Source organism: uncultured Psychroserpens sp. (assembly GCF_947494225.1).
In the GTDB taxonomy this organism is placed as follows: Bacteria; Bacteroidota; Bacteroidia; order Flavobacteriales; family Flavobacteriaceae; genus Psychroserpens.
On the sequence record NZ_CANLUG010000004.1, the window covers coordinates 1 to 12,857 of the forward strand.

The 12,857-nt window shown below is 33.7% G+C and carries 7 protein-coding genes; 3 read left to right on the plus strand and 4 right to left on the minus strand.

What is annotated here, in order from left to right; all coding sequences use genetic code 11:
- Positions 1-354: 354 nt before the first annotated feature.
- The 4 genes from Q0893_RS10360 to Q0893_RS10375 form a co-directional block, all read right to left on the minus strand.
- Positions 355-2,334 (minus strand): putative porin, encoded by a 1,980-nt coding sequence (locus tag Q0893_RS10360; protein ID WP_299275197.1) that lies wholly within the window; start codon positions 2,332-2,334, stop codon positions 355-357.
- A gap of 112 nt (positions 2,335-2,446) precedes the next feature.
- Positions 2,447-3,214: a hypothetical protein gene (locus Q0893_RS10365; protein ID WP_298902722.1), complete on the minus strand. Its 768-nt coding sequence runs from the start codon at positions 3,212-3,214 to the stop codon at positions 2,447-2,449.
- A gap of 18 nt (positions 3,215-3,232) precedes the next feature.
- Complete coding sequence (locus Q0893_RS10370; protein ID WP_298902721.1) at positions 3,233-4,726, minus strand: RagB/SusD family nutrient uptake outer membrane protein; 1,494 nt, start codon at positions 4,724-4,726, stop codon at positions 3,233-3,235.
- Positions 4,727-4,738: 12 nt separating this feature from the next.
- The gene (locus Q0893_RS10375) at positions 4,739-7,780 is read right to left on the minus strand and encodes a SusC/RagA family TonB-linked outer membrane protein (RefSeq protein WP_298902720.1); all 3,042 of its coding nucleotides are present in this window, start codon (positions 7,778-7,780) and stop codon (positions 4,739-4,741) included.
- A 203-nt stretch (positions 7,781-7,983) separates the two neighbouring features.
- Between Q0893_RS10375 and Q0893_RS10380 the strand changes: the two genes are divergently transcribed.
- From Q0893_RS10380 to Q0893_RS10390, 3 genes are all read left to right on the plus strand, one after another.
- Positions 7,984-8,586: a ribonuclease HII gene (locus Q0893_RS10380; RefSeq protein ID WP_298902719.1), complete on the plus strand. Its 603-nt coding sequence runs from the start codon at positions 7,984-7,986 to the stop codon at positions 8,584-8,586.
- A 27-nt stretch (positions 8,587-8,613) separates the two neighbouring features.
- Positions 8,614-11,052 carry a ribonuclease HII gene (locus Q0893_RS10385; RefSeq protein WP_299275203.1) on the plus strand — a complete coding sequence of 813 codons (2,439 nt, stop codon included), beginning with the start codon at positions 8,614-8,616 and terminating at the stop codon, positions 11,050-11,052.
- A 125-nt stretch (positions 11,053-11,177) separates the two neighbouring features.
- The gene (locus Q0893_RS10390) at positions 11,178-12,737 is read left to right on the plus strand and encodes an OmpA family protein (protein WP_299275206.1); all 1,560 of its coding nucleotides are present in this window, start codon (positions 11,178-11,180) and stop codon (positions 12,735-12,737) included.
- Positions 12,738-12,857: the final 120 nt, after the last annotated feature.

The following is a 12,857-nucleotide window of genomic DNA, read 5'->3' on the forward strand; positions in this document are numbered from 1 at the left end:
CTATTCTTTTGTTCGAAAATTATCGTTTCCAATAACTTCCTTACGCTGTCAATTCAATATGTTAATGAACTTTTTTATTATCTTTTCTTAAGCACTTTATTACCTAAGCGGGTGCAAATATAAAACCCTTTTTTTATTCCCACAATAACTATTTGATTTTTTTTTGAATTATTTTTTCTAACTCCCTATTTAACCAAAATATTACCCCAGAACTTTACTAACTTATCTCGTTAGCGGGTGCAAATATACAACCCCTTTTTTCTTTCCACCAAAACTTTTTCAAGCTTTTTTTAAACTATTTTTTTTCAAACCCCACAACCCCTTATAATGAACGCTTTACAAACCTTTTTTTTTTTATAAAAAGAAATCCCAAACCAGTCCAAATCGAACATTAAAATCACGATAAGGATTGTTTGGTGCAGAAAAATAGTCGTAACCTGTAAAGGAAGCATTGAAATGTTCTAACTTAAAAAAGAACCTAGTTTGCCTTATTTTAGCATTAAGAAAGAAATCTAGTCTTGGAAATCCACCGATCTTACTTTGGGTTTGAGTATAAAATTCTGACAATAGAGGGTCATAACCATCCATGTAGTAATCCGTAAAATAATTAAAGGTTATTCCTGTCTGAAGAAATAATGCATTTTTCTTAAAAAAGTGATTTGAATAATATAAACTATTTCTAACAACAAGTTCTGGCAAGTTAAGCGACTTACTGTCATCTTTCACATTTTGATATAATATAGAGTTGTCTAATGCAAATTTGCCATATCTAAATTCTTTATCAAGTCTAATTTTATATAAATTAATGGATTGGTCTAATTGTTTAGGTTTAATTACATTAGATTCTCCTTCTGTTGAAAAGAAAGATAAATTATCAATTGTAGTAAACTGTGCAGAAACATTGAAAAACTTATCAGAAACAACTTTAACTGAAATATTGTTATTTATTTGATTACTAAAGGTGTTAATATTATTCCAATTATAATTGATATAATCGCTTTGATTAAGTAAAAGATTATAATTTGGAGCATTAGAATTTCTTCCAACCACTCCTTCGAGCTTTATGTCTTTATTCAAATTATATTGTAATTGACCTAAAAAATAACTGCCCTCAAAGTCGCCAATCACATTAAAACCAAAGTCAAAGTTCAATAGGACGTTACCAAACTGATTAGAATAGCTTCCGTTTAGATTAACAATTTGATCTTTTATTCTATTGGGAATTTGTTCATTATTCAGAATAGTCACCTTATCGTAGCCATAATTAATATCGTTATAGCCAATACCAAAATCAATATTACCAAGAACAGGTTGAATATAATTTACTGCCAACTCAGTGTGAAAGTTCTCTAATGTTGCTCTATCTTTGATATTACTCTGATTAAAGGAGTCGCCAAAAAAGTTGACGCTACTAGTTGTTTGGTCATATTGAAAATATTTATCTTCAAAATTTATTATATTCTTTATCGCTAATGTGCTACCTAAAGAATCTTTAGCTCTTATCAGATTATACTGATGATTCAAATAGAATCTCTTTCCAACTAAAATATTTTCGGCATTTTCAAAATTAGGGTCGAAAACTGCCCTATCGATGAAATCCGGATTACCAGATTCGAAATTAGGTAAATCCTCAGTTCTTAATCCTCCGTTTTCTTCATTCATCAAATCTTGAGTCGTGATGTGAGCCTTTGCAGCATATTTACCATTTTTAGTTTTAAAATTCGTGGTAAATCTTAAATTACCAGTGCTAGTAAGGGTGTGTTGGTAGTTTCCAAGAGATCTAAGACCTTTATATGCAATTGAAAAGTTAAACTCTCTTGATGTATTCACCGTAAAAAAAGCATCAAGGAGTTGCCCCTGTTTAAACGCAGTTTTAAAAAATAATTCGGTTAGAGGTGTCGGTACTTCATAATATCTAATGTCTTCAACTTCCATATAATTAAAGTGCCTTGCCCGAGCCCCAAACTCTGGAAGTAATCTATGCCCTTTAAAATCCCTTGTAAGCTGATTATACGTTTGTCCTAGATTAGCAAATGCTATCAATCCAAAATTGTCTTTTCGTAAGTAATTAAATTTATATTCCTTTTGTATGGTTAATGATGTATCAACTAATTCAATATTACCATCAAGGTCATACATTTTATACTGCTCAATTTTAGCAACACTACTATTTACCTTATTGGTTTTACCTCTGGTTCTTACACTATCATTTAAAGTATTTGGTTGCAAGATTTTTTTGTTAGCTTTTACATTCTTATTAGGCTCCAAAGTTTGGGCATAAAATGTGCTTATAGAAAAGAAGATAAAGACATAAACAATATATGATCTAAGCATATTATTAAAATTCAATTAAGGCGCAAATTAATAATTCTAGAATAAGGAAATCATAAAAAAAATAAAAAAGCGACCAATTTGGTCGCTTTTTATATCTATATGTAATATATGATTAGTTTCCTACTGAGAAAGATCTAACAATATTAGCTCCGAAAGCATCAATTTGATCAAATAGCGCAGTGTTTCCATCACAAGCTATAAGGTTACCATTGATAGACCCGTTACCATATGCACAGCAGATACCATCTTGGAACTGATCGAAAACTACGAAATCATAGTTTCCATCAGGAATACATAATGTTACAGAGAATGTCTCTAAATCATCATAGTTTCCAAATCCAGTATCTCCATCGATAAAGTCACCAGAATCAGCATCAAATAATTGCCAAGCAGTTTCTTCAGGATAGTTATCGAAGATAAAGTCAAATTTAACTTCGTTTAATGTACATGCACTCGAGAATGACAATTGAGTTGTTCCTCTAGTATTAATAACACTTCCATCTGCAGCAACTACATCTAAGGCTAACACTCTAGACGATCCTTCTGGGATAGCCGCAAAGTTAACATCTACAACAGTCGTCCCAACAAACTCACCTGCCGGAATTGTTACAGAGTTTGCAACAGTATATTCTGCCGCCATAGCTGTTGTTAACTCAGAATTTACATTGATTGAAATCGTTCTATCTGAGCTAGACCTAGTCGTAGACTCAACAGTTACAGTACCACTTCCAGCACAGAACTCAACAGTTTGAGAAGCTCTTGCAAAAGACAGTCCTGTTTGACCTCCATCTGCATCATAGATTATAAGGTCTTCCTCACAACTAGTGTACGAAAACGCAACTAATAAAGCAAGGGTTAATTTTAATATATTATTTTTCATAATTATAAGAATTTTTGATTAGTAACCAGGATTTTGTTGCGATCCAATTCCAGCATTAGCGTTAATCTCGATAATTGGAATAGGTAAAGTAAATCTAAAATCAGAAGCAGCTAATGTACAAGCACCACTTTGTGTCGTACAATCAGTCTGATCTCTATCAATTCCTCTGTTAGCAGCAACTCCAATACGCTTTAAATCTTTGTAACGGAATCCTTCAAAACAAAGCTCTACTCTTCTTTCATCTAAGATAGCCGCGTAAGCTTCTTGAGCAGAAGCATAAGATGGTAATGGTTGCGCAGAACCTAATCTTGCATCTCTAATTTGCTTAATCAATGTAGCCGCACCAGTTAAATCGTTACTAATTGCAACTCTAGATTCAGCAAGGATTAATAACATTTCAGAAGATCTAAATACTTTTAAATCATTCATTAATGGTCTACCTTCAGAACCTGGGTACTTTTGAATCACTAAGATATCAGTATTTACTGGATCTGGATCTGTAGCATAATCTGGATTGATTACAGATGTAGGAGCGATATTCACATCAAATCTCACATCGTCAGTATCAATTAAATTAAATAAACCTCTGTCCATTTCAAAATAAGGAGAACCTGCTAAAGTTGCATCAACGAATGCAAAACGAGCACCAGCCCATCCTCCAGCTGTAACAGAACCAGTAGTTCCTTGTCCATCATAAGGACCGTTTACAACTCTTTCTAATTTGAAAATAATCTCAGTATTATCATTATCTAAGAACATTGCTTGGTATTGCGCTTGATTAGCCAATGGGTAAGCAGATAATAATTGACTAGATAATGTTTGAGCAGTACCATAATCTTTTCTAGTTAATGCTGCTCTCGCTCTCATTGCGTTAATAGCATCAGTAGAAATAAATGTTGCATTAGACTGTACATTACTTAAACTTAATGCCGTATTTAAATCAGCATTAACATAATCCCACATCTCACCAGTTGTATTTCTTAATGGCTGGTAATCTAAAGGTGCTACAAAATCAACCACAGGAGCAGCTAAAGTTGTGTCATCTGTAGGGTCTGGACTAAAGTAAGTTAATAACTCTAAGTTAGCATATGCTCTAATTGCATATACTTGAGCTAAAATGTTATTGTACTGATCTTGTTCATCAGCTTCAGGAGTAATATTAGCAGCAGCTTCAATAAGAAGCGTTGCTCTGTTATTTACTCTATAGTTACGTACCCAAAAATTTGAAGCCGCAACACTTCCTGCGTTTAATACAAAGTCATATAATGCAAAACCTTGTCCACCACTATCAAATCCGACAGATAACTCATCAGTAAAGTTAGAAGCGAAAGCGATCTCAGGAGTTAAATCCCACTGGTTATATACAGAAAGTAAACCTTGCTGTAAATCATCAACCGAACGGAATGCATTTTGTGCATCAAGTCTACCTGGTTGTCTGATATCAATTGCGTCGTTACAACCCATAACTATAGTTAAGAGTCCGACAAATAATATTTTACTAAATTTTTTCATGTGTGTTTTTTTTTAAAATCCTAATTCAAATCCTACAGAGATTGTTCTTGGAGTTGGATATGATCTTTGTCCACCGTTAGATTCAGCATCAAAACCTCTCCATTCAGACCATGTGATTAAGTTTTCTCCGTTTACATATACTCTTGCATTAGAGATACCTGTGTTCTCTAAAAATTTAGCAGGAACATTGTATCCAAAACTTGCAAAACGTAATCTTAAGTAGTCAGCGCTTCTTAAGAAACGGTCAGATCCAAAAGAGTTTCTGTTTGTTGCAGTTGGAGAAGGAATATCAGTGATATCACCTGGCTGAGTCCACTCTCTTAAGATATCTCTAGAGAAGTTAAACTGTCCAACGTTATCTGCGTTAATAAATCCAGCGTAATCATTGTCAAAACGATCTACACCAAGAACATAGTTAAACTGAGTTTGTAAGAAGAAGTTTTTGTAATCAAAATTAACTTTGAAACTACCATTCCACTCAGGAGTTAAGTTTTTATCTAACCATACACGGTCAGTATCGGCATCAGGACTTTCAGTAACATCACCATTAGCAGTTAAGTAAAGTAAGTTACCATTTGCTGGGTTAACACCTGCATATCGTAAAGAAAAGATTTCAAATAAGATACCTCCATTACGACCTAAACCGATTATTTCACCTTCAGTATTTGGAATATCTTGTAATTCTGTTTGATTGTAGTTACCTACGATTCCAACAGACATTCCGAAACCACCTTCAGTTTTTGGTTTAAATACATCATAGTCAACAGTAAAGTCAATACCTCTGTTATATAATAAACCTGTATTTGCATTTTGTTGAGTTACACCAGTTGTAGCTGATAAAGGTGTACTTTGGAAAAGATCCGAAGTTTCTTTTTCATATACATCTACAGCACCACGTAATCTACTGTTCCATACACCGAAATCAATACCGATGTTTGTTTGTGTAACAGTTTCCCATTCTAATGAACGGTTACCTAACTGAGCTAAACCAATTGAGTTAGCATTTCCGTATCCAGGACCTGTTCCGAAGAAATCTTCAGTTAAATCTGGACCTCCAAAGTATCCTAATCCAACGATATCTTGGTTACCCGCTGTACCGTAAGATGCTCTTAACTTTAAGTTGTCAATTGCTGAATCATCCATAAATGATTCGTTAGAAATATTCCAACGACCAGAAACAGAATAGAAAGTTGCCCATCTATTAGAACCAGCAAAACGGTAAGATGCATCACGACGAACAGTCGCAGAGAAACCATACTTTGTATCGTAATCATAATCTAAAGAAGCGAAGTAAGAGAATAAACCTGCGTTTAAGATGTTTGCATTAGCAAAATCTCCGAATAAACCATTTGCAGGAGTAATAAATCCACTACCATCTCCAGGGAAGAACGTTTTAGGATCTAAACCATTTTGTCTATATCCGAAAGTTCTGAAGTGAGCCTTAAAGTACTCAGTATATAATCCAACGTCAACCGTATGCTTATCAGCAAAGGTTTTGTTAAAGTTTAAAGATGTTACTTGGTTGTAAGCAAACTGTCTTGTTGATTGTTGATCTTGGAAACCAGAAGTTGGGTTTTCAGCTCCACCGAATAAAATCGCGTTAAACGATTCTGGTCCTTCAGCACGAGTTAAGAACTCACTTTGATAATCACCAGATAATACAACCCCAGCAGTTAACCAGTCTGTAATATCATAACTAAAATTAACACTACCAATAGCCTTAACCTCTTCCTCGAAACGAGTATAAGTTAATAATCTATCATATAAGAATAAAGGTGTGTTTGTAAATGATAATGGTGATAATAAATCTGCACCATTAGAGTAATCTGCAGTAGAGATGTAAGGAACAGATTGGTATGCACCTAGTACATAGTTTCTGTTAATCGCTCCACTACCAATACTATTTGGCTCATTTGACTTAGAGTAGTTAATACTCAAGTTAGCGCCATATCTAAATTTGTCATTACTAGATTTTCCAGTAACGTTTGTTCTTAAGTTGAAACGTTTTAAATCTGAATCCTGTAATACCCCTTCAGTATCTTGAAAACCAAAAGAAGTAAATTGAGATGCATTATCACTACCACTTGTTAATGATAAAGTATGACTCTGTGTTACACCTGTACGGAAAAAGAAATCTGTCCAGTCGAAATTAGGAGCCGCTTCAATTTGAGCATCTGTTAAAGGTGAACCAGCACCAGGGTTAAATACACCTGTACTGTTACCAGCACCAGCACCATTTCCTCTCAATCTTTCATAACGAAGTAAATCTTGAGCATCCATGATATTGTAATCATTATCCTGAAGTGTACTGTAAGCTACATATCCATTGTAGTTTACTTTAAGTCCTTCTCCAAAATTACCTTGACGTGTTTTAATGATGATAACACCATTTGCACCTCTGTTACCATAAATTGCAGTTGCACCAGCATCCTTTAAGATGTCGATAGACGCAATATCCTGTGGGTTAAGAGATCTAAAGTTGTCTTCATCAACAGGAGCACCATCTATAATAAATAATGGTTCAGTGTTACCATTAATAGATGCAACACCACGAAGTTGAACTAATGAATTACCACCTGGCTGACCAGAACTAGTTGTAATATTCAAACCTGGAGCTTGACCAGATAATGTTTGAACAAAACTCGCATTCGGTCTGTTTTCAATAGTTTCAGCTGTCACTCTTACTTGAGAAACACTTGACGTCGCTTTACTTTGGGTTCTATACCCTGTAACTACTACTTCGTCCAAAACAGCTGCATCTTCCTGCATTGAAACATTGATAGAAGATCTACTTCCAACAACTTCTTCAACAGTTTTAGTTCCTACATACGTAAAAACTAAAGTTTCATTTGCACTCGCTTTGATAGAATAATTACCATCAAAATCTGTTTGAACTCCACGTGCAGTTCCTTTTACTATTACACTTACACCAGGCAACGGAAATCCGTCTACAGCCGATGTAACTGTTCCTGTGACCGTTTTCTCTTGCGCGAAAGAGAGTTGCATCACAAACGCCATAAATAGCGTCATTAACCATGTTAACTTTAATTTCATAAAACAATTATTTGAGTTAGTCTAGCGCAAACATCTTAATAATATATTAAATAAACAAGTATTTATACTAAAAAAATGTTAACAAGTAATTAAATAGCTTTAATCCATTTTTAGCTTCTAAAACCTTGTTATTACTAGTAATTAGATACATAAACATGAATTAGGTTGCGTTAAAATTTTAACTTTGTCCAAACTTTAACATTTTGAGACTTAAATCATCTTTTTCCAATTTGAATTTAGAATGTGGCACCGACGAAGCTGGAAGGGGTTGTTTGGCTGGGCCAGTCACTGCTGCTGCAGTAATCTTGCCACCAACCTACAACAACGATATATTGAATGACTCCAAACAACTTTCAGAAAAGAATAGAAATATTCTCAAACCAATTATTGAAAGTGACGCCGTTACACATGCCTATGCTCATATTTTCCCAAATACTATTGACGACATCAATATATTGAATGCCTCCATACTTGCCATGCATAAATCTATTGAGCAACTAAACACAACTCCTGAGTTTATTATTGTAGATGGTAATAGATTTAAACCATATGGCTCTATTAAACATGAGACCATCGTTAAAGGCGATAGTAAGTTCTTATCAATTGCAGCCGCTTCGGTATTAGCTAAAACATATAGAGATGAATATATGGAATGCATACATAAAGAATTCCCAATGTATAATTGGAAACAAAACAAAGGCTATCCAACAAAAGAACATCGCGCTGCAATAAAAAAATATGGTATAACGAAGTACCATAGAAAATCTTTTAGATTATTACCAGAACAACTTAAATTAGACCTGTAACTTTTTATATTTGTAAAAATCTATTACATGAAAAAAGTCTGGTTCATCTTTTTTTGCTGTACCATATTATATAACTGCAAAAATTCTAAGTCAAAATCTACAAGTTTATTATCCCTTGTTCCCGAAAATTCGCAAATCATTATAAAGATTAATTCTTCGGAAGGTTTAGAAAATGGATTAAAAAACAACACCTTAATACAAGCAGTGAAGAGCTATACCAGCATCAAAAATTTTGACGCTCAACTTATACCTATATATAATGTAGATAACACCAATAGCTTAATTGCCTTATCCAAGGACAAAAATGACAGTTTGGAAATTAGCTTTATAGCGCCTTTATCAAAAAACGGCATTACTCTCGATTCTATCCCAAATCTCCAAATCGACTCAACATTTTATGACACAAGCTCAAAGGTTAGACAATTAAATTTTAATGGTAAACGTTTTTATAGCACCATTATAGATAGTGTGCTTTTTGTTTCAAATGTTCTGGAAACAACTAAAAATGCTAAACCTAAGAAGCAGGTCAATGCCGAATTAGAAACAATTTTTAAAACCTCCGATTCCAAAAAAATGGTTTCCATTTTTTTTAATCACCAGACAGACCAGTTGCAACCTACCATATTTAATAACGCTGTAACAAACGATTTACAGTTTTCGAATTATACACTCATAGATAGTGACATTTCTCAAAATGAAATTCTATTGAACGGCATTACAAAAGCGTCAGATTCTACTGAGAGCCTAATAAACATTTTCAGGAATACGATTCCTCAAGAAAATCAAATCGCACGTATTTTACCAGTAAACATTTCTGGATTCTCAAGTATCACTTTTGATAACTATGATGTTTTCAAAGAAAATTTAATAGCACACAAATTTCAAGATTCTATACAAGACTATGCAGACGTATATCAGAACATTGTTGAAATTGGATCTGTACATCATGATAATGAGACCAGTGCCATCATTTTAAGATCGATTGATGCAATCTCTACTCTAGACAATTTGAATTCTACAGTCACGACTGAAACCTATAGAGGAATCAATTTATTTCAACTGAACAGTTCTGACATGTTCTTAAATTATGTTTCTCCACTAATAAAAACACCTCAATCAATCACGCACTATATCAATATTGACGACTTCTTTATTTTTTCGGATCAAGTTGATGTTCTAAAATCAATTATCTCGGCCTATCAAAATAATTTAGTTTTATCTGAAAGTTCGTCTTACAAAAACCTAAAACTAAACCTTAGTGACGAAGCATCTTTATTAATTTTTGGAGACTCTTCAGAGCTAAACAACATTTTAAACGCAAATTTTACTGACGATAAAAACTTAGACATATCTCGTTTTAAAACGTCTGCAATACAATATGTTTACGACATAAATTTCGCGCATGTTAATGCCGTTTTTAAAACTCAAAAAAGAAAAGCTAGTTATAACAGCGTAAGTGAAGAATTTAATATTTCCATTGATTCGGACTTAATATCAAAGCCGCAGTTATTAAAAAACCACACCAATAATCAAATGGACATTGTGGTTCAAGATGTACAGAACAACCTCTATCTAATTTCTAATACAGGAAAAGTGTTCTGGAAAAAACAACTTGAAGGCCCAATTCTTGGAGACGTTAATCAAATAGACACTTATAAAAATGGGCGATTACAACTGGTATTCAATACTGCAAAACGACTCTATGTTTTAGATAGAAACGGCAAAGATGTAGGCGCTTTTCCTTTAAAATTTAACGACAACATAACGCAACCTGTATCTGTATTTGATTACGATAAAAGAAAAAATTACAGACTAATGATTACTCAAGGTAAGTCTGTTTTGATGTATGACAAAAAAGGAAAAATTGTTGAAGGATTTAAGTATAAGTCTTCAGAAAACACAATCACCTCTCAACCTAAACATTTCAGAATTGGAAGTAAAGACTATATCGTTTTTGCTCACGGCAACAAAATTGAGATCCTTGATCGTGTTGGCAAAAAGAGAATTACAGCCAAAGAAAACATCAGTTTTTCAGATAATGAAATCTACCTTTACAATAATAAATTTACCACTTCAAACACTAATGGAGAACTTATAGAGATCAATCAATCTGGACATGTAAGCCACAAAAATCTCAATGCTAATACAGACCACAAAATCTCGACAACGAGCAAAACCCTTGTTGTTCTTAACGATAATAAACTGACGATAAAATCCAAAACCATTGAATTAGATTTTGGAGATTATACAGCTCCAAAAATTTTCTATATCAACAATAAAATATATGTTACGCTTACAGATCTTCAATCAAAGAGAGGTTACCTTTTCGATAGTCAAGCCAAACCAATTGGAAATTTCCCTGTGTATGCGAACTCTCAATTAGAATTAAACAATATAGATAGAGATAATGCTTTGGAAGTTATTACAAAAGGTGATAATGACGCTATAATTGTTTACGAATTTTAATAAGAAGCCTAAAACATCCCTTAACCAACTATACATAAAAAGTAACTATTTATACATCGTTCTTTGCTAATTGAATATGATTAATTACCTTTAAACTCGCTATTAATCAATTCGTTATAAACCTCATGGAATATAAATCAATATATTCAAAACCCCTTCTTACCTGTTTCTTATTTCTATTTATTCTTCCCCTATCGCATGCGCAAACCAAAAAAATTAAAAGACCAAAAAGTAGTGTTGGAATCTCTAGCGTTGATAATTTTGTTAGGGAGTCTTTCGATATTTATGATAAAGTATACAAATGTGATGGTTATGCAGCCGCAGGTACACCGTTAGATGATGAAGATATTGATGTTCTAGAAGAGGCATTGGAAGATCTTTCTATTTTAAGTGACAGTGCCCCAGATATTCTATCAGATTTAGATGGTCAAAATGTGCTTAAACAAGGGAAAGCTACATTACAAATTAACAGAGCTAAAAAAGCCTTGAAATATAGCATAAAAACAGCTAAAGAACTCCTGTTAGGAGAGCGAAAACGGAAAGAGGAAAAAGACAACAAAACTGACACTTCTGAAGATTCAGATAACAACTCATCGTCAACTGAAGATTCGGGCAACACCAAAGACACGAACAATAGTGAAGAAGAGGCTAACAGCAATATTTCAGACAATCTAGAAATATTGAGTAAATACGATTTCGTTCCAGGCGACAAACTCTTGTTTTTTGACGACTTTTCTCAAGATTTCATAGGTGATTTCCCATCTAAATGGAATACAAATGGTTCTGGTGAAGTGGTTAAAACGAATAAGGCTGAAGGAAATTGGTTTCAGCTAAAATCTGGTTACGGCATTAAATATCTTCCATTAATTGATGATAAACTACCAGAAGAATATACTATTGAGTTTGATATACTAACTAAAGGCGTTGGCAGCCCAACATCTTCAACCGCACGACTATATATAGTTTTAGACGACAACAATGGGTTTTCCGATGGTCGTACAAACGCTCTTGTAACTATCCCTTTTGGACAATATGGAGCTTTCGGAATTCAAGTGCGAAACACCGATCCCTCAGACAAAAAAATTAATGCAACATTAACGGCAGATATAAGAAAAGCGGTAATCAATAAGCCCCATATTTCTATTGCTGTCAACAAAAAACGATTTAGACTTTGGGTAAACGAGAAAAAGTATGTTGATATTCCCCAATTAATTTATGATCCCGCATCTATTGGTTATCTCAAATTTAATCTTTACGGTTTTAAAGATGGCGAAGAATTTATATTTATTCAAAATTTAAAAATTGCGGAAGGTGGTGTCGACTTAAGGCGCAAATTACTTTCTGAAGGCAAAATCTCTACAAATGGTATATTGTTCGATTCAGGATCATCAAATATTCAAACCCAATCATACGGCATTATTCGTCAAATATCTCAAGTATTAATGCAAGACGAAAGCATAAAATTAAAAATAGTAGGACATACAGATTCTGACGGTGGTGACAACACCAATATGGCGCTTTCAAAAGCGCGTGCAGAGGCTGTTAAACAGGCCCTTGTTAAAGTTTATAAAATTGACAAAAGCAGACTCATATCGGATGGAAAAGGAGAAAGCGAACCTGTAGGAGATAATAGTACAACCGAAGGAAAAGCCCAAAACCGTCGTGTAGAATTTATTAAGCAATAACCGCATTTAAAGCAACCAAATCGATGCCTCAGTCTTTATGAAGGCGCCAAAGAGTTTTCTTTGGCGTTTTTGTATTTATTAACCACAAAATTTAGTAGTATTGTGGCTCAAAATTTTTGT

Coding starts and splice junctions, on each gene's coding strand:
- Q0893_RS10385 (WP_299275203.1), top strand. CDS start 8,614: ATGAAAAAAGTCTGGTTCATCTTTTTTTGCTGTACCATATTATATAAC.
- Q0893_RS10375 (WP_298902720.1), bottom strand. CDS start 7,780: ATGAAATTAAAGTTAACATGGTTAATGACGCTATTTATGGCGTTTGTG.
- Q0893_RS10360 (WP_299275197.1), bottom strand. CDS start 2,334: ATGCTTAGATCATATATTGTTTATGTCTTTATCTTCTTTTCTATAAGC.
- Q0893_RS10390 (WP_299275206.1), top strand. CDS start 11,178: ATGGAATATAAATCAATATATTCAAAACCCCTTCTTACCTGTTTCTTA.
- Q0893_RS10370 (WP_298902721.1), bottom strand. CDS start 4,726: ATGAAAAAATTTAGTAAAATATTATTTGTCGGACTCTTAACTATAGTT.
- Q0893_RS10365 (WP_298902722.1), bottom strand. CDS start 3,214: ATGAAAAATAATATATTAAAATTAACCCTTGCTTTATTAGTTGCGTTT.